22 protein-coding genes and 1 pseudogene are annotated in these 24495 nt (G+C 60.0%); 9 read left to right on the forward strand and 14 right to left on the reverse strand.

All coding sequences use genetic code 11. The annotated features are described in order from the left end of the window. Positions 1 to 28: 28 nt before the first annotated feature. The 6 genes and pseudogenes from HB676_RS27230 (at position 29) to HB676_RS27255 (ending at position 5330) form a co-directional block, all read left to right on the forward strand. A complete protein-coding gene (locus HB676_RS27230) occupies positions 29 to 895 on the forward strand; it encodes a branched-chain amino acid ABC transporter permease (protein ID WP_213741571.1) in 867 nt (288 codons plus the stop codon). Next, entirely contained in the window at positions 892 to 1818 is a 927-nt protein-coding gene (locus HB676_RS27235) for a branched-chain amino acid ABC transporter permease (RefSeq protein WP_213741572.1), read from the forward strand. The genes HB676_RS27230 and HB676_RS27235 overlap by 4 nt, the downstream gene beginning before the upstream one ends. Next, positions 1815 to 2570: an ABC transporter ATP-binding protein gene (locus HB676_RS27240; protein WP_213741573.1), complete on the forward strand. Its 756-nt coding sequence runs from the start codon at positions 1815 to 1817 to the stop codon at positions 2568 to 2570. Before HB676_RS27235 ends, HB676_RS27240 begins: the two co-directional genes overlap by 4 nt. Next, the gene (locus HB676_RS27245; RefSeq protein ID WP_346347436.1) at positions 2560 to 3279 is read left to right on the forward strand and encodes an ABC transporter ATP-binding protein; all 720 of its coding nucleotides are present in this window, start codon (positions 2560 to 2562) and stop codon (positions 3277 to 3279) included. Before HB676_RS27240 ends, HB676_RS27245 begins: the two co-directional genes overlap by 11 nt. Positions 3280 to 3297: 18 nt before the next feature. Continuing rightward, positions 3298 to 4200 (forward strand): annotated as a pseudogene (locus HB676_RS34295) (NAD(P)-dependent oxidoreductase); the annotation flags it as partial. A gap of 56 nt (positions 4201 to 4256) precedes the next feature. Next, a complete protein-coding gene (locus tag HB676_RS27255; protein WP_213741576.1) occupies positions 4257 to 5330 on the forward strand; it encodes an amidohydrolase family protein in 1074 nt (357 codons plus the stop codon). 193 nt (positions 5331 to 5523) lie between these two features. Here HB676_RS27255 and maiA read toward each other — a convergent pair whose 3' ends face one another. From maiA to HB676_RS27320, 13 genes are all read right to left on the reverse strand, one after another. Further along, the gene (gene maiA, locus HB676_RS27260; protein ID WP_213741577.1) at positions 5524 to 6183 is read right to left on the reverse strand and encodes a maleylacetoacetate isomerase; all 660 of its coding nucleotides are present in this window, start codon (positions 6181 to 6183) and stop codon (positions 5524 to 5526) included. Positions 6184 to 6327: 144 nt separating this feature from the next. After that, on the reverse strand, positions 6328 to 7302 hold the full coding sequence (locus HB676_RS27265; protein WP_213741578.1) for a quinone oxidoreductase: 975 nt from the start codon (positions 7300 to 7302) through the stop codon (positions 6328 to 6330). 280 nt (positions 7303 to 7582) lie between these two features. Next, complete coding sequence (locus tag HB676_RS27270) at positions 7583 to 8857, reverse strand: CoA transferase (RefSeq protein WP_213741579.1); 1275 nt, start codon at positions 8855 to 8857, stop codon at positions 7583 to 7585. A 219-nt stretch (positions 8858 to 9076) separates the two neighbouring features. Further along, complete coding sequence (locus HB676_RS27275) at positions 9077 to 9505, reverse strand: GNAT family N-acetyltransferase (protein WP_213741580.1); 429 nt, start codon at positions 9503 to 9505, stop codon at positions 9077 to 9079. 80 nt (positions 9506 to 9585) lie between these two features. Continuing rightward, entirely contained in the window at positions 9586 to 10473 is an 888-nt protein-coding gene (locus tag HB676_RS27280) for a hypothetical protein (protein ID WP_213741581.1), read from the reverse strand. 8 nt (positions 10474 to 10481) lie between these two features. Then, a complete protein-coding gene (locus HB676_RS27285; protein ID WP_213741582.1) occupies positions 10482 to 11846 on the reverse strand; it encodes an MBOAT family O-acyltransferase in 1365 nt (454 codons plus the stop codon). A gap of 162 nt (positions 11847 to 12008) precedes the next feature. Next, entirely contained in the window at positions 12009 to 12410 is a 402-nt protein-coding gene (locus tag HB676_RS27290) for a phage terminase large subunit (protein WP_213741583.1), read from the reverse strand. Continuing rightward, positions 12373 to 12636 carry a hypothetical protein gene (locus tag HB676_RS27295; RefSeq protein ID WP_213741584.1) on the reverse strand — a complete coding sequence of 88 codons (264 nt, stop codon included), beginning with the start codon at positions 12634 to 12636 and terminating at the stop codon, positions 12373 to 12375. The genes HB676_RS27290 and HB676_RS27295 overlap by 38 nt, the downstream gene beginning before the upstream one ends. After that, positions 12629 to 12808: a hypothetical protein gene (locus tag HB676_RS27300; protein WP_213741585.1), complete on the reverse strand. Its 180-nt coding sequence runs from the start codon at positions 12806 to 12808 to the stop codon at positions 12629 to 12631. Before HB676_RS27300 ends, HB676_RS27295 begins: the two co-directional genes overlap by 8 nt. A 333-nt stretch (positions 12809 to 13141) precedes the next feature. Beyond that, positions 13142 to 14710 carry a hypothetical protein gene (locus HB676_RS27305; RefSeq protein ID WP_213741586.1) on the reverse strand — a complete coding sequence of 523 codons (1569 nt, stop codon included), beginning with the start codon at positions 14708 to 14710 and terminating at the stop codon, positions 13142 to 13144. Positions 14711 to 14765: 55 nt separating this feature from the next. Then, on the reverse strand, positions 14766 to 15893 hold the full coding sequence (locus HB676_RS27310) for a hypothetical protein (RefSeq protein WP_213741587.1): 1128 nt from the start codon (positions 15891 to 15893) through the stop codon (positions 14766 to 14768). Between the two features lie 247 nt (positions 15894 to 16140). Further along, positions 16141 to 17280 (reverse strand): hypothetical protein, encoded by a 1140-nt coding sequence (locus HB676_RS27315; RefSeq protein WP_213741588.1) that lies wholly within the window; start codon positions 17278 to 17280, stop codon positions 16141 to 16143. A 104-nt stretch (positions 17281 to 17384) separates the two neighbouring features. Beyond that, positions 17385 to 17852, reverse strand: coding sequence for a hypothetical protein (locus tag HB676_RS27320; protein ID WP_213741589.1), 468 nt, complete (start codon positions 17850 to 17852; stop codon positions 17385 to 17387). 428 nt (positions 17853 to 18280) lie between these two features. On the opposite strand from HB676_RS27320, the gene HB676_RS27325 reads away from it, so the two are divergent. Further along, positions 18281 to 19570 carry a divalent metal cation transporter gene (locus HB676_RS27325; protein ID WP_213741590.1) on the forward strand — a complete coding sequence of 430 codons (1290 nt, stop codon included), beginning with the start codon at positions 18281 to 18283 and terminating at the stop codon, positions 19568 to 19570. A gap of 8 nt (positions 19571 to 19578) precedes the next feature. On the opposite strand, the gene HB676_RS27330 is transcribed toward HB676_RS27325, so the two are convergent. Further along, positions 19579 to 21417 (reverse strand): potassium transporter Kup, encoded by a 1839-nt coding sequence (locus tag HB676_RS27330; RefSeq protein WP_213741656.1) that lies wholly within the window; start codon positions 21415 to 21417, stop codon positions 19579 to 19581. Positions 21418 to 21834: 417 nt separating this feature from the next. On the opposite strand from HB676_RS27330, the gene HB676_RS27335 reads away from it, so the two are divergent. Together HB676_RS27335 and HB676_RS27340 are read left to right on the forward strand one after the other, a co-directional pair. Further along, positions 21835 to 22074, forward strand: coding sequence for a hypothetical protein (locus HB676_RS27335; RefSeq protein WP_213741591.1), 240 nt, complete (start codon positions 21835 to 21837; stop codon positions 22072 to 22074). Positions 22075 to 22827: 753 nt separating this feature from the next. Further along, entirely contained in the window at positions 22828 to 24423 is a 1596-nt protein-coding gene (locus HB676_RS27340; protein WP_213741592.1) for a porin, read from the forward strand. Positions 24424 to 24495 lie beyond the last annotated feature (72 nt).

Consider the following 24495-nt stretch of genomic DNA (forward strand, 5'->3'; position numbering starts at 1 on the left):
GCAACTTTTCGAACGAGATCGGCCGCCGATGCAATTTTGGATTATCCAGGGTCTTAACAGCCTGTCGCTCGGCGGCCTGCTGTTTCTGCTCTCGTCGGGCTTCTCGCTGATCTTCGGCCTGATGCGGCTGGCGAACCTGACGCATGGCGCGTTCTTCATGCTCGGAACCTATTTCGGGGCGATCTCGCTGCGGAATTACAGCGGGCTGAATATCTGGGTGGCGGCGCTCGGCGCCGGCATCGCGGTCGCCGCGATCGGTGGCCTGTTCGAGCGGCTGATACTGACCCGGCTGAAGACCAATCCGCTTGGGCAGGTGCTGGTGACGCTCGGCATGTCCTTCATCATATCCGATGCCTGCCTGATGTTCTGGGGCGGCGATTCGATTCCGGTGCCGACGCCGCAGAGCCTGCAGGCGCCGACCCGGGTATTCGGTTTCGTGTTTCCGACCTACCGGCTGGTGCTGGTGGGATGCGCCATCGCGGCTGCGATCGCGCTGTACTTTCTGCTGGAGCGAACACGTTTGGGCGCGATGATCCGTGCTGGCGTCGATGACCGGCAGATGGCGCGCGCGGTCGGCATTCCCGTCTCGAGATTGTTCACGATCGTGTTCTGTCTGGGCGCTGGAATCGCCGGCGCCGGCGGCGTGCTCGGTGGCCCGATCCTGTCGGCCTATCCCGGGCTCGACGGCGACATGCTGCCGCTGGCGCTGATCGTCGTCATTCTCGGCGGCATCGGCAGTCTTCTTGGGGCCTTTGTCGGCAGCTTCATCATCGGCTTCATCTATACGTTCGGCTCGGCGCTGTTTCCGGAGCTGGCTTATATCATCCTGTTCCTGCCGATGATCTTTGTGATCGCGTTCCGGCCGCAGGGTCTGTTTGGGCGTGTTGGCGCATGAAGTGGATTGCCGCTGCCCTGCTCGCCGTCGCGCTCGTACTGCTGCCATTTTTCGCGGGCGATTTCTACGTCAACCTAGCGAGCCAGATGCTGATCGCGGCGATCTTCGCGCTCAGCCTCAATTTGCTGGTCGGTTATGGCGGCATGACCTCGCTCGGACACGCCTCCTATCTCGGCGTCGCGGCCTATATGTCCGCGCTGCTGACGTCTCGATATGGCTGGGGGCACGGCGCGTCTGCCGTGTTCTCGATTCTGGGCACCACGGCGATGGCAGGTTTTTTCGGCGTTATCGCGCTGCGTGCGACCGGGCTCGGCTTTCTCATGATCACGCTGGCGCTGTCGCAGGTGCTGTGGGGGCTGGCCTATCGCATGTCCGGCGTGACCAACGGCGATAACGGTATCGGTGGCCTTACCCGCCCGATGCCGTTCGGCATCTCGCTCGATAGCGCGGCGGCGTTCTACTGGTTCGCGCTAATTGTGGCGTCATTCTCGTTCCTGATGATGACGGTTTTCGCGGCGTCATCGTTCGGCTCGTCCCTGAAGGGCGTGCGCGACCAGCCGCGCCGGATGGCGGCGCTCGGCTTCAATCCCTGGATGATCCGCTGGATCACCTTTGTCTATGCAGGTTTTTGGGGCGGCGTGTCCGGCCTGCTCTACGTCTATTACAACAAATACATCCATCCGACGTCGCTCTCGACCACGAGCTCGGCCGAAGCGTTGCTCGGCGTGATCGCCGGCGGATCGGGTACAGCAGCCGGTCCCGCCGTCGGCGCGGCGCTGGTGCTGCTGTTGAAGAATTACGTCTCGGCCTATCTCGACCGCTGGAACATGCTGCTCGGCGCAGTGTTCGTGTTCATCGTACTGGTGATGCCGACGGGCATCGTTCCCGGCCTGACCAAGCTGTTGCAAAGGAGGCCGCGATGACCTCCGTTGCGGCTGACCATGCGCTCGAAGTCATCAACCTGAAAAAGGCGTTCGGCGGCCTTGCCGTGACACAAAACGTGTCGCTCACGATCCGGCCCGGCGAACGCCGCCTGATTATCGGCCCGAACGGCGCCGGCAAGACCACGCTGTTCAACCAGATCAGCGGCGACATGCGGCCGAACTCCGGCCAGATCAAACTATTCGGCAACGACGTCACGACGCTGGCGCCCTATCAGCGCGCGCATCGGGGGTTGTCGCGGACCTACCAGATCATCACGCTGTTCGCCGGCGATACGCTGGAGCACAATGTGACGCTCGGCCTGCTCGGCCTGCGGCCCTCGCGCTGGCAGATGTGGCGGCCATTGGCGTTCTACAGCGATCTCGCCACCGAAGCGCGCCGGACCCTCGATGCGGTGGGACTGCTGCATCTGGCCGATCATCCCATCTCCGAGATCGCTTACGGTGAAAAACGCCGGGTGGAGCTCGCAATGGCGCTGGCGCAAAAGCCGCGCGTGCTGCTGCTGGACGAACCGCTGGCGGGTCTTTCCGACACCGAGCGCTCGACCGTCAAATCGCTGATCGCGTCGATCTCAAGGGAAACCGCCGTGATCATGATCGAACACGACATGGATACCGCGCTCGACCTGGCGGAGACCGTGACGCTGTTGAACTATGGCCGGGTGATCGTCGATGGGGAGCGCGATACCGTGATTGCGGATGAACGAACGCGCGAGGTCTATCTTGGCGTCTGACGCACTCAGCCTGACCAACGTGCATGCATTTTATGGCGACAGCCATATCCTGCACGGCGTCAGCTTTTCGCTGCGGCCGGGCGGCGTGCTAGCGCTATTGGGACGCAACGGCGCCGGCAAGACCACCTGCATCTCGACTGTGGTGGGTTTTCTCACCCCCCGAGAAGGCGAAATAAAATTGTTCGGGGAATCGATCGCTGGACTCAGCCCCGAGCGCATCTCACGGCTCGGGATCGGATTAGTCCCGCAAGGACGCCGAATCTTTCCCTCGCTGACGGTTCGGGAGAACCTGATCGTGGCGGGGCAGCGCGAGAACAAAAGCGAAAAGCCGTGGAATATCGAGCGGATTTATTCCATGTTTCCCCGCCTTCAGGAACGTCACACCCAGCTTGCGGGTACGCTTTCGGGCGGCGAGCAACAGATGCTGGCGATCGGACGCGCTTTGATGGGAAATCCCCGCGTGCTGCTGCTCGACGAACCGTCAGAGGGCCTGGCGCCGCTGATCGTCGCGGAAGTCGGCCGCACCATCAAGCGGCTGAAGGAGGAAGGGCAATCCATCGTGCTGGTCGAACAAAATCGCCAGCTCGCGCTCGAGGTCGCGGATCAGGCGGTCATTCTCAACACCGGACGCTGCGTGTTCGCCGGCGAGGCCAGCGAACTCAACGAAGATCTGATTGCGCAAAATCTCGGCGTCTTTCGCGCGCATTAAAACAACTATCCATCCCTTGAGGGCAGCAACATGAAAATCGGCGTATGCGGAACTGGACGAATGGGTGCGGGAATCGCGCAGCGATTGATTGCGGTCGGCCATGAAGTCGGTGTCTGGAATCGCGACGCCAAAAAGACCAAACCGCTGACCGACGCCGGCGCGAAGCTCTACGCTTCGCCGGCCGAACTCGCCGACGGTTGCGAGACCGTGGTCGTGATGTTGCTGAACGATGCCGCGGCCGAAGCGGTCTATCGTGGGCCGAACGGCCTGCTGAAAGCCGAACTTGGCGGCAAGCTCATCATCGACATGAGCACGTTGCGCCCGGACACCATGATCTCTCTCGGCGCAGCCGCAACTCAAAAAGGCGCGGGTTTTGTCGACTGCCCGGTCGGCGGCAGCACCCTGCCGGCCAGGGAAGGCAAGCTGCTCGGCCTGCTCGGCGGCGCCGACGCCGATGTGGCAAGGGCGATGCCGCTGCTCGAGCAGCTATGCCGCCGCATCGAACATGTAGGCGCGCTCGGCGCGGGCTCCACGATTAAACTAGCCGTCAATCTCCCGCTATTGGTGTATTGGCAGGCGTTGGGTGAATCCCTCACCATCTGCAAACCGCTCAATCTTCCGGCCGACCGGCTGATCGATATCCTCACGGACACCTCCGGCGCACCGCCCGCCATGAAAGGCCGCGGACCGGCGATCGCAAAGGCATTGGGCGGCGCACCTTCAGGTGAAACCGCATTCTCCCTCAGCGGGGCCAAAAAGGACCTCGCCACTGCCGTGCAATTCGCGGCCTCGATCCATGCGGAATTGCCGGTCGCGGCGAGCGCGCTGGCGTGCTTTGAGGAAGCCGAAGCCGCCGGCCTTGGCGACGCCGACGCCACCACCGTTTCCGTTCGCTGGCCCCAGCGTCCGGCAAAAAAATAATTGATGCCCGTTCCGTAATCACCCCCGAACAACAACGCAACAACAGAGAAAATTCAATGATCGACAGCATGAACCGCTACGGCCGCACCGCCGCCCGCAACCACGATGCCGACGGCCTCGCCCGCCGTCCCTCCTCCATCACGATCGATATCCACGCCCATATCGTGGTGCCGCAGGCCGCCAAGCTGGCGCAGCCGCATGTCGATCTCAGCCGCGTTCCGCTGGCGCATTTCGCCAACGCCGAGACCAAGGCCATCAACGCCCAGCAGGAAAAGGACGTCGGCGAGGTCATGACCACGATCGACCGCCGCCTGTTCGATCTCGACAAGATGGGCATCGACATCCAGGTCGTCGCACCAGCGCCGCCGCAATGCTATTATTCGGTCGATCCCAAAATCGCCGAACAGGCGCATCGCCTTGCCAATGACGGCGTCGCGGAATATTGCGCACGCAAGCCGGACCGCTTTGTCGGACTCGGCGTGGTGACGCTGCAGGAGCCCGAGATCGCGGTTCGCGAGCTCGACTACATCATGAATAACCTCAAGCTGAAGGGCGTCGAAATCCTGACCAATGTCGACGGCCAGGAATTGTCCGATCCGAAATTCCGTCCGTTCTGGGCCAAGGCCGAACAGCTCGGCGCCTTCGTCATGATGCATCCGAATGGCTTCACGCAGGGCGATCGCCTGACCGACTTCTATTTCAACAACGTGCTCGGCAATCCGCTTGAGACCACGCTGGCGCTGCACAAGCTGATCTTCTCGGGAACGCTGGCGCGCTTCCCCGATCTGAAGCTGATGGCGGTGCATGGCGGCGGCTATCTGCCGGGCTATTCAGGCCGCATCGATCACGCCTGGGGCGCGCGCAAGGACTCGCACGCCGATTTGCCGCTACCGCCGACGACCTATCTGCGGCAGGTCTATCTCGACACCGTCGTGTTCAGCTATCACCAGCTCGCCTATCTGATCGACGTGTTCGGCCCGGATCGCATCGTGATGGGAACTGATTATCCCTTCGACATGGCCGAATACAATCCGATCGGTCACGTCGCCGGCGTGCAGGGCATGGATGAGATTACGCTGGCCCAGATCGCCGGCGGCAATGCTGCACGGATTCTTGGATTGGATGTGTAGGCCGGGTTAGGCTTCCCGCCAGATGGTTCGAGACGCGCGGCGGCGCCGCGCTCCTCACCATGAGGGAATGGTGGATATCATCCCGAAGAATCCACGGACCTCATCCTGAGATACCCACAGTCCTCATCCTGAGGAGGCGCTCTTGCGCCGTCTCGAAGGATGAAGCGACAGTCACGCAAGACCGCCGGCGCGCTCAATGCTGCGCGCTGGCGGTCTTGTATCCCTCCTGCTCGAACGGATGCGACGACTTGAATGCCGGGATCGCAAAGCAGCGGTCGGCAAGACCGGCGACCAGCGGAAAATCCGTCAGTGGAATTTTGAGAAAATGCGCGCTGACCACCTGGCCGGCGATGCAAATATCAGCCAGACCCGGCTCTGCCCCCAGCGCAAATGGCGCCGGTGCGCGGCGCGCGAGCAGCCGTTCGTAGGTCGCGAGACCCTCAATGGTCCAATGCTTGCCCCACTCCTCGATCGCGTGGGCATCGGCGCCAAAGGCCTTGGCGAGATGCTTGCGGACCCGCGGCACCACCAGCGGATGGGCATCGGCGACCGTCATCAGCGCCAGCGAGCGGGCATAGGCGCGCTCCTTGGCGTCCTCGGGCAACAGCCGCGGCTTGGGCTGGATATCGTCGAGATATTCGATGATCGCGAGCGATTGAAACAGCGAATGGCCGTCGTGAATGAAGGTCGGCACCACGCGTTCGGGATTTACGGCCACATAGCCGGGCTCGAATTGCTCGCCGACGAGAATGTCGATCGGGGTTTCCTCGAACGGCAATCCCTTGAGTTTCAGCGCGACCCTGATGCGAAATGAAGCAATCGACCGCCAGAACCCGTAGACCTGTATGCTCATCGAAGAGACCTCTTAAATGCCCGACATTCAGCTTCGAAGCATTCATAGGCCAAAACCAGCCATCAAGGCTAGCCAGCTTCACAACACCCATGCCGGCTCGATCAATAAGCCGGCACAGGTCTTTTTCGAAAGACGCGCGCAGCCCTAGACCAGCAGCACCGTCGAGCCCGTGGTCTTGCGCGCCGCGAGATCGGCATGGGCCTTGGCCGCGTCCTTGAGCGGATAGGTCTGGTTGACTTCGATCTTCACCGCGCCGGATTGCACGACATCGAACAACTCCTTCGCCATCGCCACCAGGCTCTCGCGCTTGGCCGCATAAGTGTTCAGTGTCGGACGGGTAACGTACAGCGAGCCTTTTTGGGCCAGGATGCCGAGATTAAGCGGATCGACAGCGCCGGAGGACTGACCGAACAGCGCGGCGACGCCGAGCGGGGCCAGACAATCGAGCGATTTGAGGAAAGTGTCCTTGCCGACGGAGTCGTACACCACCGGCACCTTCTTGCCATCGGTGATCTCCTCGACGCGCTTCACAAAGTCCTCGCGCGAATAAACGATGGTGTGTGCAGATCCATGAGCCTTGGCGAGCGCGGCCTTCTCGTCACTGCCGACGGTGCCGACGACGGTGGCGCCGAGATGCTTGGCCCATTGACCGAGGATGAGACCGACGCCGCCGGCGGCAGCATGGAGCAGGATCGTGTCACCGGCTTTGACGCGGTAGGTCTGGCGGATCAGATATTGCGTGGTCAGACCCTTCAGCATCATCGCGGCCGCGGTCTTGTCATCGATCCCGTCGGGCAGCTTGAGCAGCCGATCGGCCGCAATCAGCCGCGCTTCGGAATAGGCCCCGACCGGGGCGGCGCCATAGGCCACACGGTCGCCCGGCTTCAGATCCGTGACGCCAGGACCGACTTCCTCGACCACGCCAGCCGCCTCGCTACCCAGGCTGCCTGGCAACTGCGCGGGATAAAGCCCCGAGCGATTGTAGATATCGACAAAGTTCAGTCCCACCGCGGTATGACGGATCCGCGCCTCGCCGGCTCCCGGCTTGCCCACGGGGACTTCCTCCCAAACCAGAACTTCGGGCCCACCGGTTTTGTGATAGCGGATGGCGTGCGTCATGAAACTACTCCTCACCTGAGATGACAAAAGCGAAAGACGTCTAAAAGCTGAAGACACGGCAACCGAACGGTAGCCGGCAACCCTGTGTACAATATGTCCCCGGTAGCGGCTACATCGGTGTGCCGGCGATTGCCTCATGTAGCGGCGGCCCCGCATGCGTTGTTCTACTGCACGCCCCTTAAACGCAAAAAAAGCCCGATGGCCGTGAGGCCACCGGGCGGATTTCACTATGTCGAAAATTTGCTACACGGCCTTGTGAAGGCCGGATCAAACACTCAGATCATCCACTCGTTCCTGAGCCCGATTTCGCACCCGCACTAAAAACGCCGGCCTTGGCGAGTGCTGCAATGCGGCCTTCGTCATAACCGAGGGTTTTGCGCAGGACGTCGCTGGTGTGTGCGCCCAGCATGGGCGCCGCGACGGGGTCCGCGGCCGGTGTCAGGCCAAGATGGATCGGCGTTTCGATGTTGGGGACGAAGCCTGCGGCCGGATGCGGAATCTGGCTGACGCGACGGCGCTCGCGAACTTCCGGAGAATTGAAGGCTTCCTCGACGGTGCGAAGATAGCCGACGGGAATATTGGCCGCCTTCATCCGTGCCATCCAGTTTTCGCGCTGATCCGAAGCAAAGATCCCGTTGAGGATCGCGCGCAACTTGTCCTTGTTGGCCGAACGCAACCGCCGGTCGACGAATTCGCCGCTGGCGAGGTCGGGACGGCCAAGCACCTCGACGACAAGACGCCGATACAGCCGGTCGTTGGCGCAGGCAATATAGAATGGCGCATCGGAAGCTTCGTAGAGGCCGACCGAGGGCGAGCCGTTCGGCGAATTGCCCTGACGGCTCGGATTCTTTCCGGTCATCAAATAGGCCATGCCGTAAAACTGGGTCATCGCTACCGCGATATCGAACAGCGCGACCTCGACATGCTGGCCGCGGCCGAGCCGATCGCGCGCATACAGCGCCAGCAGGATCGCGTTGCAGGCGGCCATGCCCGTCATCATGTCGACTGCGGGCGGTCCGGTCCGCACCGGCGGTCCATCCGAAAAGCCGTTAAGCGACATGAATCCGCTTTCGGCCTGCGTGATCGGATCAAAGCCCGGGCGCGTGGCGGACGGCCCCTGGCGGCCATAGGCCGAGATCGAGCAATAGACCAGGCGGGGATTGGCCGGCGCAACCGATGCGTAATCGAGGCCATACTTCTTCATCACGCCGGAGGAGAAATTTTCCACCACCACATCGGCCCGCGCGATCAGTTCGAGTGCAACCTCGCGCGCTTCGGGTTTGGTGAGATCGAGCGCAATGCCGCGCTTGCCGCGATTGAGGCTGATATAGGCAGCGCTTTCGCCGGCGAGATCGGCGTGTTCATAGTGCCGGGAGTCATCGCCGCCCTCGGGGTTTTCGATCTTGATGACCTCCGCGCCGAAATCCGCCAGCGTCTGCGTACAGGCAGGACCCGCGACGACCCGGGTAAAATCCACCACCAGCAATCCGTCAAGCGCGGTCGGCGCTCCCTTTTTGCGTGGCACCCGGTCCGGCAATGGCGGTCTGGCAGTCATGATCGGCTGGTCCCTTCCCTGCATCGATTGACGGCCGTCGAGGGCCATCTTTGACCTTCCGGAAGCGATGGGCCACCGGCGGTGATCCCATATACAGCCCTTTGTGATTTCGCCCAAAAGACTTATGCCGTCAAAATCGAAGGGTGGTTACAGCCTTTTTGAATAGGTGCCGTCGAGGGCATGAAACCAATCTCACCGCCGCGCCGGTAGGATCGAACATCAAGCGATCATCTTGCGCCAATACAGCGTATTCGAATAGGCCCATGGACAGGGCGGCAGATACAACCGATAGCCGGCACGGATGAAATTATTGGCTGAAGCCGGATTGTCGATCGTATCCGAAACCACGCAACGCCAGCCATTGTACCGCGACCGTGACTCCATCGCACGCATCAGCCGTAATTGAAGCCTGTGTCCGCAGTGCTTTTCCAGCACGCCGACACGGCAGATGTATCCCGCGTTATGAGCATGTGTTGAGGGAACGAGGCCGGCAAAGGCCACCGGCGTCGCGCGGTGAAAGGCGAGCCACCAATGCCCCCAATCGAAATCCGGAAGGCCAGCGCCGTTGAAGAACGTTAGTTGATGCAGATCCCGCAACGTATCGGCGATGTCATCGTCCTGACCGTCGACCTCACGGATCTTGTACATGGAGGTTCCAGCCAAAGATGGAGCGGCCGGCAAACAATTCGGCATGATGTCGCCCCACATCGCGAGCAGCTACTGAAAATTTATTTCGATCCGAGAAGTGAAGGCAGGGTCCGATCGATCGATTGCGCCAGGATCACCGCCGAGCGTTCATCGAGATGAACGCCGTCCGCCCAGCGCAAATCGTTTCTGGCATATTCGATAGGCAGCCATCGATCGGGCGCTGGAAATCTGGCGTGAACGATCGCGCGGGTATTCTTCGCCAATTGCGACTCTTCGAGCGGCTGCGAATAGGGAAGCTCAAACAGCAATACGCGCGATCCACGCCGCTCAATTGCCGCGATCAATTGCTCAAGCCGGTTCACATTGGCTTGCGTGACGTTGGTCGAATCCTGGACGTTGAACTGTGCAAGCGCTCGATCGGCATAGATCCGATTGTCGAAATCACTCGGTGGTTCCTTCAATAGCCGCTCAAGCCCGGCGGAGACCTGCGCATGCGTCAATGGGGCATGAAGCCAGTTCTCATAGGCCGCGACCGCGGCCCTGACGGGACGAAAAAACAGCGGCTCGGCATCACTGCGCCTGGAGTATCTCTCGACCACCGCGTTGTCCGGCGCTTTCGCCAGAACATTCGTCTCGATCAGGATGAGCATGGGAAGACGCGGCTGGTTGGCCACGATCTCCAGCCCGGTCAGGGGGGACCCTCCGGCCAGCGCCAGGTTTCGGAGACGAGGCGTCGTGAAATATTCCTCCTTGAGCCGGAAGGTCAGCGAGCTGCCGACAAAAACAATATCGGGAATGGGTTCCCGGGCATACCGGTTCAATGTGATCAGCGTGCCGTCGCGCGTTGTCGTCGCCGGCAACTGCAGATTGTTTCCGAACAAGGCGGTCGCCAGGCCGCACGCCAGCAACAATAACGCGGCACTCACAGCGCATTTTGCCAACCAGCGAACCGCAGACATCTGATCCATGCCCGCGCTCAAAACTGGAAATAGATGAAGGAGGTTTCGGGACCGGCCTCAAGATACATCAGCGCAGCCATCGATCCATACAGATACGGCTCCGCGCGGCGCAGCGACCGCTCGAATACCCCGCCCGATATAAAATGCTGAACAATGACCGGCAGTGAATAGAGCAACGCCAGGCTATAAAACAGCTTCGGCGGACTTGGATTCGTGCTCGCCGCAAACATGCCGGAGAGATAGCTGACCGCATGGTCGAAATTCGGCAGCTTGAAGAAAATCCAGAGCATGCTTACGCACATGAAGATGAAACACATGCGGGCCGCCCGAAACAGTGTGGAATTGATCAACTCAAGCGGCGCCAGCAACGGCCGCTCGATCACAAGCAGCACGCCGTGCAATAGTCCCCACACCAGATAGCTCGGGCCGGCGCCGTGCCAGAGGCCGCCGAGCCCCATCACGATCATCAGGTTCAGGCAGGTGCGCAGCACACCATGGCGATTGCCGCCCAGTGGAATGTAGAGATAGGTACGCAGCCAAGTCGATAGCGAGATATGCCAGCGGGTCCAGAACTCCGAAAACGATTTCGATATATACGGCAGATTGAAGTTGACCGGCAGGCGATAGCCGAACAGCAATGCGAGGCCGATCGCGATCGCCGAATAGCCGAAAAAATCAGCATAGATCTGGTAGCTGTACAGAAACACCAGCAACCAGCGATCCTGGGTCTGCAGCGTCTCGTAGAGCGGGAAATCCATGTAGGATGTCATCTCGTCGAGATTGTTCGCGACGTACAGCTTGAAAAAGAATCCCGTCAGGATCCATTTCGCGGCCTCGACGAATACGACGTCCCCGAGATATTTCGGCACAATCTGCGGCATGAACATTTCGGCGCGCGTGATCGGTCCCGAAACCAGCTGCGGAAAGAAGATGATGTAGAGGAAGACGCTGGTCAGATCCGGCCGCGGACCCTGGCGCCGGGTCAGGTCGACCAGGAGGCTGATATTGTGAAAGACGAAAAACGAGATTCCGATCGGCAGCGGCAATCGCAGCAGAAAATCGACAGGCGCAACGCCGCTCAGGTTCGACGCGCCCGGATCGAAAAACAGGAATTTGTATTTGAAGAACGCCAACAGCGCGAGGTTGAAGGCGATGCCGACCGGCAGCCAGAGCCGGCGATTTCGCAACGCCTGGATCAGGAAAAGATAAGTCCCGAATACGGCGACCGCCAGAAGCGGCAAAAGCTGGGGCTGGCCATAGCCATAAAAAAACAGGCTCGCGATAACCAGCCATTGGACCTGGAGCGTCCGGAGCGGCGGAAGATAATAAATGGCGAATACAATAGTTACGAATACGCCGAATTGCCACGATGTGAAGGTCATGCCGCCCCGTTGGTGAGGACAGCGAATCTAACACTCCGCCTGGATCGGGTACAGCCTGAACCACAGTATCGACGGCAGGAGGCCGACGGCACAACCTTAACGCAAGTACGCCGAACCGCAGTCAGCCGGGCAATTTGAGGTATCGCCTCGCCACCAAGCGTGTCATTTGCCAAGCATCGCCTTGACGCCGAGCCATACCGCCCCGACGAATCCGCTGACGATGATCGTAATGACGGCCTTGAAAGTATAACCCTGAAGGCCACGGAAGATGATCACCCCATCGCCGGGCGTTGCGATCTTGTCGCTGAACACCTTGAACCGATGCCGCAGGCCAAGACCGGCGATCTTGCTTTCGATCAGCCGCTTGGAGGATTGCGCCAGCGTCTTCTGCGCCTCGCGAATGCACACCGCCGAGGTGCCGCGCTCGGCCTGGCAGATCTCGACCAGAAGCTCGCCGAAGAAATGCGATTTTCCCGATCCGCGCCCGCCATGCACCGCCTTGTAGCGGGCCGGCGCCAGCAGTGGCTCAAATATTTTTGCTGTCGGAATTTTCAGGATGGACAATGATGCGCTCGATTTTGTGAATCAGTTCAAGAGGGCCTTCGCCGCCATTCTCGATCGCCTGAACGGCCTTGCCCCAGCCGCGGTCCAGGATGGCATTGGCGGCGGTCACCTTCGCGGCCGCCGTCGCGTCCTTGCTGCGCATCACACCGACCAGAACGTTCAGCGCGGTGCGCGTATGGCTTCGCGCCAGCGAGCGGATTTCGGTGACAGCTTTGGCTCTAGGCATGGATGTTCTCGACGAATACGGCGTCGCCTTCTTCAGGCGCGACGTATTCACACGGCGCGGTATCAGCGTGATCCATCACGAGATCGTCCGGCGGCGGCGCCGGGATTGAAAAGCCTATCGTGTGGCGTTTTCGATCTCGGCGCGGCACGAATGGAATGATCAGGGCATTCATGGCATGGCCTCCCACAGCGCGATCGCGAGCAGACCAGCCAGAGCAAGCGATATCAGATACGCGGTCATTTCTGGTTCTCTCGTGATCGCTGGCATGAAGGTTCGGACGGCGGCGCGCTTGCGGACGCGTCTTGCGACAAGGCGCTGACATGGGGAGATGCTGCGTCCCGAATGCGGCCGCCGCCCGATTCACAAATTTCGATTTAAAGGAAGATGCAAAAAGCCCGCGGCCGGTTTCCCGGCGCGGGCGCGATTGGTGCGGTCAACTGCTGCGAGACTGACACTATGCCGGTGATTTGCCCGACATAGCAAGACTTACGATCGGCGTCGGAGATTAGCGCCGAACGAACCACGGCTGCGTCGGATCATCGCGGTAATATCCGCGCAGTTCGTCGTCTTGTGGCGGCGGCGCGAACTGGTCCGGGTTCGAGGGGTCGACACCCATCAAGGCGGCGAGCCGGCCGGGAAGGCCGCCCGATAAATTTGCATCAGCGGCAGGAACCAGCGGCGCGGCCGGCGCACTTGTGTCGAACGCGGATGCTTGCGGTGGGCTGGCATCCAGTTGCTTGCGATATTCGAGATAGGCATCCATCAAGGAAAGCGGTCCCTGGGGATTCTGCAGCGGCGGTGCCGAAGCGGCGCCACTGAGGCCGCCAGTGACACCATCCGGGGAAACAAACGGCACCGGCGGGGCGCCGGTATCGAACGCGGAAGCACGGGATGGGTTGGCCTCCAACGGCTTCAGACGTTGAATATAATCCATGATGAGGGAGGCCGGCGATTTCTGGGGTGGCTGCGCAGTCAACCCCGGCGGAATAATCCCGGCACCCGAACCGCTTTCCGGAGAAGCGGCACCATTGCTGAAGGACTCTTCACCATCAAGAACAGACGGTGCCGCCGGCGCACCCGCGGATGCTTTCGATTTTCCGCCACCCCATAAGAGGCCTCCCAGCATCGCGAACCGGTTTTGATCACCAACCGCATCGGAACGATCGCGCGTGTCGAAGATCGGTGGCGGGGTCGTCCAGAGCGGCATCGGCTTGCCGCTGAAGATTCCAAGAGGACTTCCAGGTAGGTTCTCGGCCTCCTGCGCCGAAACAGGTAAATTTCGATTGCGCGGGGAAATGCCACGAGGCGAAGAGGTCTGATTTTCGAACAGGCCTCCCGATGAGCCTTGGCCATCGCACGAAACGACTGGCATCGTGGGTGATGCGTTGGCATTTACACGGACCAATCTCCGCACCGGGCTGCCGTTGGTCAGCGGTAACGACGTTGGCTGTGCAAAATTCACGGGATCGACGCCGTCGGCAGATGAAGCTGAATTACCGACATCGCTGTCGCTGCTGTTCTGCGCGACGACGCGCCTGCCCAACATAGGCACGGTCCGGGCCTCGTTGGCCGAGCCGGACTGCTCCGCCACTACTCGGTTATCGCCATTGAGCGCCTGCGCTTGATAGGTATTTGCACCCGCGCCATTGGCGAAATTGATAGCGAGATTGGTCCCGGGCCCGAATTGCTGCGCCCAAAGACAGCCCTGTGCAATACCTCCCGTTTCTATCTGTCGCCCAGCAGTTCGATCCGCTTCGTATTGAGTTTCGTACCTTGAAGGTGGCACCGGTAGCCCGGCATAAGAGGGATCGTCTCCTACTTTTTTATATGCGTCCCCAAGCTCGTGAGCGAACGCGTTCAGTCCTTCTTCGTCGCGCGGAGGCCCGTACATCGCGCAGACATACGCCCTGTCTTCCGGGTCTGCGAATTCAATTCGATAAGCATAAGAAGGCTGCCCGGAATCGGGATTGAGCAACTCCGACTTTCCATATGACAGCGTAAATTCGATGGTTCGACCAGGAGAATTCTCGTTTGGAAATCCACCGCCCGTGGAAAATTTCTTTGTCGTTGCCATTATGCTCTCCAGATAAATGCGAAACTTTCAAGGTTGATCCAAGCTCCATCCGGCGTCACTTGATTTCGACGAGGTACGGCCCCCGAGGCGTTGCCGTAACCGAGCTTCTTCGCGCAAAATCCAGGATCTCTGGATCCCTGGCGACGGCCGCAGCCACATCCTTCTCGACGCGTTCAGAGACGCAATCCTCCGGATCGCAATAGATGATGCTCCAGCCCTCGAAGTCCTGGAGACTGACGCCAGAACAACGCAATCGAACGGTTACGGCGGGATACGATGAAGAATCATCTGTCATCGCAAACGTATGTTCCCGATCGCAATATTTGTTTTTCACGTCGGACCAGATCATCGCATCCGGAGGGTCCACAGATTCGCCGACGATCACGGCAGACCGCAGCGGACCGGTGGGGATCGAACCGCCCGGGCTCCGCGACAAACTAATCTGGCCTGACGGCAAAACCCTCGATTCAGGCAACTCGTACGGCGCGACAGTGAAGACGTCGAATTCGCCGGGCGGCGGCACACAGCGGGATATTGCTTCCATCAAAGGATGACCAGGAGACCTCTGACTCCGAATCCAGGCGCGAAATTCTGCCGCGTCAACCGTTCCAAATGAGGTCCATTCCACAGAAGCGAGCGCGTGCAATACAGAACCTTTTTCGTAGATCAAAGGCAGCGCCGCCAGCGAAATTGTGTCGGCATCTTCCGATTCCGGTTTATCGCCGGAAGGAGGCAGCGGCTTTGCAAAATATGCATTCATTCTGGCTGCACGTCCTATCACTTCATCATTAGGCAGGGAGCGCTGCAGGATGCCTTCCAGGGCTTGCGTGCAAATCGATTTTTCGCGTTCGATCTGGCGGGCCGTACTATTCACCGTCAGAAAGACACGCAGATCAGGTAAACGATAAGTTATTGGGACAGCGCTGCATAATCCGCCGGTTTTCCCAGGCACTTCCTCTAGAATGGTACCTGCCCACGTCTGCGAAAACACCAGGTGGCGCTGGATGGCCACGCGGTCCTGAAAGTCAGGTGGATTGAGCGCGATATGAAACAACCCGACGAATCGCTCATTCGGTTGCAGGTTATGGGTGCCATTCCGGGGGATACATTTTCCCTCCTCCGACAACGACGAACTCGCCGTTGCGAAAAATCCGAGCAGCGCCAGCGCCAATATTTTGAACACAAAATCTCCCCGCACGCGCCGCCTCCAATTTGTCTGCCGACGCGACCGCTCGCGTGCATCCGCTCAAAAATACCCGACCTTCGGCTTTTCAGTCTCGCACCAAGCATAGTCTAACTTGCGGTGGGAAAACGACCAACAGGTCGGCCGGTTCGTGTCGAGGAGGCCAAACGGCGTCAGCTATCGCCGATAATTCGAGGAGTTTCCGTGCAGAGGCAGCGACGCAAATTTCATCGCCATCTCCCGTCCTTCATTCGGGTGGCTCGCACTGCTGAGGCAGCAGAACATACAGGCCCTTCGATCCCTCCAGGCTGCCCCGCACCAAAGCGGCCACATCCGCATCCCACGTCAGGTCTTGCACCTGCCGGCAAAAATTCTCGTAGCTGGAGCTTTCCGACTTCCTTACAGCCAACCCCAACCAGAGATCGCCAAACAACAAAGAAGTGTCGCAGAATAAGCCGGAGATCGCAGGGGTGGCGGACCTGGCACCGAGAGGAGATGGCTTGCTCGTATCGCAAGCGAGGCGATCTCCCAGTTGCGGATCAAGCCTTTTCGGATCGCCGGGGTTGAGACTCAGCATGATGAGGGCCGAAACCCCGTGATGTTCACTGTCGAAAAACAACACGCCGGCAGGCACGCGCGACGACTTCAGGGGAGTGACCAGTTGCAAAATCATCGGGTCCGGCACCGGAAGGCCCAAAGACTCGAGCAGCGCACCTCTTCCTAAAAACGTGATCAGCTTTCGCTCCCGGCTGCGCTGCAACCACACATCAAATTCATCAAACGGAAGGTTGGAGAAATCGTCCGATCCAACCGAGTGGATTTGCTGGAGCGTGGAGTATTTTTCGTAGATTTTTTGAAGGGCCAGCGGCTGCGCATAGATATAGGCAGGCCACCCATATAATTCATAATAGGCCTTATTCTTGCGCGTCGATCGAAAATCGCTTTCATTGATCGTTTGCCGAAGCAGATAGTCGATGGCACCGCGAAGGCATTCAAGACGCCGGACCGAGTTCGGGTGGCTCACCCGGATTGAAAAATCCCCGAACACATCACCTCGTTGCACCCTCCAATCGCACGACCGGAGCCTCGGCGACTGATTAAGGGGGTTCCGCAACAGCGCGGCCAGGACTTCCTGATTGATGTACTGCTCGCGGATCGATGATCTCTCCGGCATCGCCAGATGAAATGCAATCCAGCTTTCCTCGATCTCCGGAGATTGTCGCTCGGCGGCGATCTCGGTTGGTGTGTTGAGTGACGGGACTTGCCGAGATAGCGACCGCGCCTCAGTGCTCAGAAAAACGAGCGAGGCCGCAAGCGAGGCTGGAAAAATAATGCTTCGCAACGTCGGCTTCTTCCTTGGCGCCATCGCTGATTCATTTCGAGCCATGTGCCGTCTCGCCTTGGGTACCTTTTCTGTCGATTTTGACAGGCAAGGCGTCGGGCCACATTACAAATGAGTAGCTAACCTGGCCCATTCAACACCCGAATCTATTAAAAGCCATGGCGCGACGGTTCGATGACGGGTCCGAGGGAAGTCGGCCTCACTATGGTGGTGAGGCCGTGGCCAACATACAGGACGATAATATCCCTCGCGGGCACATCCAGAATCATGAGCGCCTCTTTACAGGGGATAGCGAACTCAAAAACGCGACCTAATTCATATTTGAAAAACGTCGGACAGACATCTTTATCGCACGCCGCACTTTCAACGCGGGTGATCGACATCGCGGCGGCGCCGAGCTGAAGCTTGATGGACTTGATCGGCACCCTCGCGTCTGGTTTCAATCCGAGCAATTGCGTCCAACGCGCCACCTCTTCCGGCGTCGCAGGATTAAATGAGTTGATGCCCTCACTGAGAGCCACGCAGGGGCTGGAGCTGATCACCACAGCAAAACCGCGAGGGCGCGGACAAGGATTTTCACTTGCCTGCCAACACGTGACATTCTGGTAGCCGGCCAATTTCCGGTTTCATAAAACTGATCACGCTCGGGGGACATGGCCTCTCACTCCGGTTGTTACAGTTGCGTCAAACATTGCCTCGATGATCAGTATATATGCTCAGGATGTTTTTAAACCACGTCCCGCGTAATCTTCGCGCACGTGCAGCGCGTTAGTCGCAGATAATTCGAGGAGTTTCTGTGCAGAAGCAGCAGCGCAAAACGCCCGCGGCCGGTTTTCCGGCGCGGGCGCGATCGTCGCGGTCAATTGCTGCGAGGCTGACAATGTGCCGGTGATTTGCCCGACGTGTCAAATTTTTCTCCGGGCCACGTTGGCACCGCGCCGGAACCTATCGGTGCCTCACGAATTTGCTTGATCGATACTGCAAAACCGCGAATGTTCCGCGGTATATTTCCGCTGGTCATACCGACCCGGCGCCAAAGGAATTTATGGCCAAGCCCGTCCGCCCGCAGCCCGAGAAGCCCGCAAACATGCTGTTTCGGCTGCTTGGTCCGGGTCTGGTGACCGGCGCGGCCGACGACGATCCCTCCGGCATTGCCACCTATTCGCAGGCCGGCGCGCAGTTCGGCTACGGGCTGTTGTGGACGGTGTTTCTCACCACCCCGTTCATGATCGCGATCCAGCTCGTCAGCGGGCAGATCGGCCGGGTCACCGGCAAGGGCCTCGCCGCCAATGTGATGAAGCTGGCGCCGCGCTGGCTGGTGCTGGCGCTGGTGTTTCTGCTGGTCGTCGCCAACACCTTCAACATCGCGGCCGACATCGCCGCGATGGGCGAAGCGCTGTCGCTGGTGATCGGCGGTCTCAATCACGAGCACGCGCTGATCTTCGCGTCGACCTCGGTGCTGCTGCAGGTATTCGTGCCCTATCGCCGCTATGCGCCGGTGCTCAAATTCCTCACGCTCACGCTGTTTGCCTATGTCGCGACCGCGCTGACCGTGAACATTCCCTGGAGCACGGCGCTGCTGGCCGCGATCTGGCCCAGGCCCACCCTCAATACCGACTACTTCCTGATGGTGGTCGCGGTGCTCGGCACCACCATCAGTCCCTATCTGTTTTTCTGGCAGGCTTCGCAGGAAGTCGAGGAAATGAACCAGGGCAAGATCGATCCCCCGCTGCGCGATATGCGCAAGGGCGGCGATCCGGAAATCCATCGCATCCGGATCGACACCACGGTGGGCATGATCTTCTCCAACGCGATCGCCTTTTTCATCATCCTGACCACCGCGGCGGTACTCAACGCGCACGGCGTCACCAACATCAATTCGGCGACGCAGGCCGCCGAGGCGTTGCGGCCGCTGGCGGGCGATTTCACCTTCCTGCTGTTTGCGCTCGGGATCATCGGCACCGGCATGCTGGCTATCCCCGTGCTGGCCGGCTCGGCCGCCTATGGCGTGGCCGAAGCGTTCGGGTGGCACGCGACGCTGGAAGCCAAGGCGCCGGACGCCGTCGGTTTCTACACCATCATCGCGGCGGCCACCGCGATCGGCTTCGGCCTGACGTTTACCGGCATCGACGCCATTCACATGCTGGTGTGGAGTGCGGTGCTCAACGGTATTGTCGCGGTGCCGATGATGGCGATGATGATGGTGATCGTCACCAACGCCGAACTGATGGGAAGATTCCGGGCCAAGCCGCGGCTGGTCGCTCTGGGCTGGATCGGCACCGGCATCATGGGGCTGGCCGTGATCGCGCTGTTGTGGTCATCGGTCGCGGGATAATCGCTTCTCTAAATCGCCACCTGCCGCCCGATCTCGACGACCTGGTCGTTGGGCAGGCTGAAGAAGTCGCTGACATGAACCGCATTGCGCTCCATCACCGCGAAGAACCGTTCCTGCCAGCCCGGCAGTCCCAGGCCGTCCTCGCGGCTGACCACCGTTTCGTGCCCAACGTAATAGGTGACATCGCCGACGTCGACCGTACAACCCAGCGATTTGCTGTTCAGGAGCAGAGCCGGAATATGCGGCCGCTCCATGAATCCAAACCGCGCCTCCGCGCGCCAGAAATTCGGCGCGACTTCCGTAAGCGCGATCCGGTTGCGCGACGACACCCAGGGCACCGGCAGGATTTCGACGCGCAGCACGAACACATGCTCATGCAGCGCGCGGTTATGCCGGACATGCCAGATCATGACCGGCGGCGTATCCTGCGCGGTCCGGGTCAGGAACACCGCCGTTCCGGGCACCCGCGGTACATTGTTGGCGACAAGCCCGGCCATGAATTCCGGCACCGGGATCAATTCCTCATGCATGCGCATCGAGGTCGCGACCGCGCCGCGATGCCAGATCCACATCACGCCATAGACGCAGATCGCGAGAACCAGCGGCACATATCCGCCCTCGGCAACCTTGGTCAAATTCGCAAGGAAGAACGCGCTGTCGACCACCAGAAAGCAAACCGCGACCGAGCCCGCCGCGAGCAGGCTCCAGTTCCAGATCTCTCGCATCGCGATAAACAGCAACGCCGAGGTCATCAGCATCGTCAACGAGACCGCGATGCCATAGGCCGCCGCCAGATTATCCGATTTGCCGAACGCGATGGTCAGTCCGACGGTCACGATCATCAATAGCCAGTTGACGACGCCGACATAGATCTGGCCATAGCCATCCGAAGAAGTCTGCTTGATCTGCAATCTTGGCAGCCAGCCCAACTGGATCGCCTGCCGCGTCATCGAGAACGCGCCGGTGATGATCGACTGGCTGGCGATGATGGTCGCGATCGTCGCCAGCACGATCAGCGGGATCAGCAGCATCGGCGGACAAAGCCGGAAGAAGATGTTGCCGTCGGTCGGCGCCCCCTCCAGCACCAACGCGGCCTGCCCGGCATAGTTCAGGATCAGGCTCGGAAACACGATGCCGAACCAGGCCATCTTGATCGGCCCGCTGCCGAAATGCCCCATATCGGCATAGAGCGCCTCGGCGCCGGTGACACAGAGAAACACCGCGCCCAGCACCAGAAAACCGGTCGCGCCATGCGAGAACAGATAATGCAGGCCATAAAGCGGATTGAGGGCCGCGAATACGCCGGGATGCTGCACGATGCCGGCGATGCCCATCACCGCGATCACCAGAAACCACAAAAGCATGATCGGTCCGAAAAAGCGCCCGATCGCGGCGGTGCCCTGCGACTGGATCGCGAACAGCGCAAGCAGGATGGCGACCGCGGCGGGCACGACATAGGGCTGCAGCGCCGGCGTCGCCATGTTCAGTCCTTCCAGCGCCGACAGCACCGAAATCGCCGGCGTGATCGCGCCGTCGCCATAGATCAACGCCGCGCCGAACAGGCCGACCGCGACGATGGTCGGCCGCTGTTGCTTCTTGACGCCGAGCAGCGCCATCAGCGCAAGGATGCCGCCCTCGCCGTCATTATCGACCCGCATCGCGAACGAGACGTATTTGATCGTGGTGATGATGACCAGCGTCCACACCACCAGCGAAAGCGCGCCCAGCACCGTCGCTGGGTCCGACGGGGATGCCGCCGTGCCCAGAATGGTCTTGAACGTATAAAGCGGACTGGTGCCGATATCGCCGAACACGATGCCGAGCGCGGAGAGCGCCAGCACCGGCATCTTGCCCTGGGGCAATTCCCGCGCCGTCTTGCCGATATCCGTAGCCTGAATGTCGCTCACCAATGGGTCATCCGATCGGGGGATATCCTGTCTTACAAACTATCGCGGCAGATTGCGACACCCAAACGACCGGACAGGAAACGACCGGACAGCGACCTGACCGGCGCTCGGACGCCCGCGCAAGCCACAAGGCGGCCTCTCCTCATCATCGGGGCCGTTTGATTCGCGCCAGCGCAAAGATTCGCCGTGCTGAGCTTTCGTCGCGGGAGCCCGGCTGATCGTCGTTTTCAGCCGCATCAGCAACAATCAGTCACAAAACCGTCAACATAAACCGGCGCGGGAATTTCGGGGGGCCCTGGCGGAGTCTTTTCAATGCGAACCTGCAACGGCTTCGCCCACACGAACGGAGAAGACCAAATGACCAAGATCAAAACGCTGAGCGCGGTGATCATTTTTTCCGCCGCCATTGCCACGCCCGTGTTCGCCGGAGACGTTACTCCGATAAAGCCGCATCGGACCCATCATGCCCGGGCTCACGCGGTCTATCGCGGCGCCTTCAATCAGGCGAGCGAGACCACGATTGTCACCCCGCACCGGGACGTGTTTGGCTATGATGGCACCGAACAATACCCGCGCCTTCTCTACTCCGGAAACTAATGCCAGCCGGAGGACAATGGGGAGCACCTCGCAAAGAAGTGCTCCCCGTGCCCTTTGCCTGAAGCCAAACAATTCCGATTTTTTTTATAGACACCGCAAAACCGCGAATGCTTGCGCCGGTCGCATTGGCCTGCGCCGCGATGAGCTACGCGTCGGCAGTCAGCGGCTTCAATCCCAGTACGCGCTGATTTTGGCATCGACATCGCTTTGCTGCGGGTTCCCGGCGCCCTATCGCCGCGATGCGCCGGCAACTCCAATCCCATACACTCGTCTTCGCTTATATTGCAACCGCGCTGACGGTTGGACATTTCGATGCGACGCACCGCAATTTGATACGTCGATTTGAGTCAAAAATTATCCACGAAAACCGATCACGAAATTTTTTTCGAGATCGCGGGAATTTTTTTGGGTCCTGGCCGAGTCTGATCTTTGCGAACCGGAGATCGGTCTCGCGCGCATACGCGCTTACACGACAAAATGGGGAAGGCCAAATGACCAAAATGGAAACGCCAAGTGCTGTGACAATTCTTTTTGCCGCCGTTGCCGGACCATGCGGCGATGACCGGACGCTGCGTCACGCGGGCTAACTCAGCCCGCCGAACACGACACAAGACACTGCAAACGACACTGCGACACGGCGCAAGCCGGTGATCCCGCGCGTCCTTGTATCAAGCGTCCTTGTACCAGGTGTCCTTGCACGAAGCAGCCTCAATCGTTTCGCGGAGATTTGTTCCGCATTTTTGGAGAACCAAAGTGAGAAAGACTTTATTGTCAGCCGCCGCCGTACTGGCTTTTACGGCACCGGGTCACGCCGATGAGCTATCGGATATCCGGACGCAACAGCTTATCGACCAAAATCAGGCGTTGACGAAGCGTCTTGCCGATCTCGAAAAGCGTCAGCAGAAGCTTGAAAAGACCTCCGTGGCGCAAACCCAGCCCGTCGCCGTGAAGGGCAATATCGGCGATGCCATGGCCGCCGACCTGCCCTACAAGGCGGTCGTCAAGGCTCCCCCGCCGGCGAATGACGATCTGTGCTGGCGTGGCGTTTGTCTGTACGGCAACATCGACATGGGTCTGTCTTATGAAAGCCACGGCGCTCCGCTGAGCGCTCTCGCCGGCGCCCCGCTGGACTATCTGGTCTCGAAGAATGCCGGCGGCTCGTATTTCGGCGTCGGCCCCAACCAGATGAGCAATTCGTATATCGGCTTGCGAGGCAAGCAGGAAATCGCGGATAATCTGTATGCGGTGTTCAACCTGCAGACGCTGTTCAATCCGGAAAACGGGACGAACACCAACGGCGTTGGCTCTATTGCGCAGAACAACGGATTGCCGCTGGCCTTGCAGAACTCGTACGGCGACTCGTCGAAGGCCGGACAGATGTTCAACAATGCGGCCTACGCCGGTATTAGCTCGCCGATTTACGGCACGCTCACCTACGGCCGGCAATCTGCGCTGAGCTCGGACCTGGTCGTCAACTACGATCCGATCTCCGGCTCGAACGCCTTCTCCGTGATCACCTTCCAGGGCGCAAACGGCGGTGGCGGCGACACCGAAGATCGTGTCTATGACAACTCGTTCGAATATCGGGTCAATGTCGGCCCGGTTCGCTTTGCCGTGGAAACCCAGCTTCGAAACGGCGGCAATAGCGGCACCGGCAACGCCTTCCAGGGCAATGTCGGCTTCGACTACATGGGCCTGTCGATGGATTTCGTCGGCGGCAAAACCTATGACGCGGTGTCCTCAGCGCCCCTCAGTGCTGCGCAGGTCAGCGGTGTCGGTGGGCTGAGCACCTTCTCCGGACCTCAAGGACTGGGAGCTGTGGCCGCGACCATCTCCGACAACACCGTGTTCCAGCTTGGCGCCAGATACACCATCGGGGCGTTCAAGTTTTTTGCCGGCTATGAGTATATCGACTACGCCAATCCGAATAACCCGCTTTCTCCCGGCGCCTTCATCATAGGCGGTTACACGGTGTTCGCGCCCAACAACACCAACTTCACGACCGACAAGGTCCTGCAGACGGTGTGGGTCGGCGGGAAATATTCGGCCACAAAAGATCTCGATCTGACGGCGGCCTATTATCATGAAAGCCAGAACAGCTTCATCATCGGCAACGGCAGCAATCCAACGGGCACATGCAGCAGCGCGGTTTCGGCGGGCTGCAGTGGCCAACTGGATGCGGTGTCGTTTGTTGCCGATTGGCGCTTTGCGAAGCACTTCGACGCCTATGCCGGTGTGATGTGGTCGCAAGCGCGCAACGGTCTGATCAACGGCTTCCTGCTCGCTACACCGGGCGTGAGCAAAATATCGGTCTACGACCCCGGCGTAGGCCTGCGCTACCAGTTCTGATGTAAATTCCGATTATCGGTAGCAAGAAGAAAGTCAGGGACATTTTGAAATCGATCTCCCGCGATTCCAGAA

The sequence above is a fragment of the Bradyrhizobium sp. dw_411 genome (genome assembly GCF_018449695.1).
GTDB lineage: Bacteria > Pseudomonadota > Alphaproteobacteria > Rhizobiales > Xanthobacteraceae > Bradyrhizobium.

Coding starts and splice junctions, on each gene's coding strand:
- HB676_RS27230 (WP_213741571.1), top strand. CDS start 29: ATGCAATTTTGGATTATCCAGGGTCTTAACAGCCTGTCGCTCGGCGGC.
- HB676_RS27235 (WP_213741572.1), top strand. CDS start 892: ATGAAGTGGATTGCCGCTGCCCTGCTCGCCGTCGCGCTCGTACTGCTG.
- HB676_RS27240 (WP_213741573.1), top strand. CDS start 1,815: ATGACCTCCGTTGCGGCTGACCATGCGCTCGAAGTCATCAACCTGAAA.
- HB676_RS27255 (WP_213741576.1), top strand. CDS start 4,257: ATGATCGACAGCATGAACCGCTACGGCCGCACCGCCGCCCGCAACCAC.
- maiA (WP_213741577.1), bottom strand. CDS start 6,183: ATGAGCATACAGGTCTACGGGTTCTGGCGGTCGATTGCTTCATTTCGC.
- HB676_RS27265 (WP_213741578.1), bottom strand. CDS start 7,302: ATGACGCACGCCATCCGCTATCACAAAACCGGTGGGCCCGAAGTTCTG.
- HB676_RS27270 (WP_213741579.1), bottom strand. CDS start 8,857: ATGACTGCCAGACCGCCATTGCCGGACCGGGTGCCACGCAAAAAGGGA.
- HB676_RS27275 (WP_213741580.1), bottom strand. CDS start 9,505: ATGTACAAGATCCGTGAGGTCGACGGTCAGGACGATGACATCGCCGAT.
- HB676_RS27280 (WP_213741581.1), bottom strand. CDS start 10,473: ATGGATCAGATGTCTGCGGTTCGCTGGTTGGCAAAATGCGCTGTGAGT.
- HB676_RS27285 (WP_213741582.1), bottom strand. CDS start 11,846: ATGACCTTCACATCGTGGCAATTCGGCGTATTCGTAACTATTGTATTC.
- HB676_RS27295 (WP_213741584.1), bottom strand. CDS start 12,636: ATGCCTAGAGCCAAAGCTGTCACCGAAATCCGCTCGCTGGCGCGAAGC.
- HB676_RS27300 (WP_213741585.1), bottom strand. CDS start 12,808: ATGAATGCCCTGATCATTCCATTCGTGCCGCGCCGAGATCGAAAACGC.
- HB676_RS27305 (WP_213741586.1), bottom strand. CDS start 14,710: ATGGCAACGACAAAGAAATTTTCCACGGGCGGTGGATTTCCAAACGAG.
- HB676_RS27315 (WP_213741588.1), bottom strand. CDS start 17,280: ATGGCTCGAAATGAATCAGCGATGGCGCCAAGGAAGAAGCCGACGTTG.
- HB676_RS27325 (WP_213741590.1), top strand. CDS start 18,281: ATGGCCAAGCCCGTCCGCCCGCAGCCCGAGAAGCCCGCAAACATGCTG.
- HB676_RS27330 (WP_213741656.1), bottom strand. CDS start 21,417: ATGCCGGTGCTGGCGCTCTCCGCGCTCGGCATCGTGTTCGGCGATATC.
- HB676_RS27335 (WP_213741591.1), top strand. CDS start 21,835: ATGACCAAGATCAAAACGCTGAGCGCGGTGATCATTTTTTCCGCCGCC.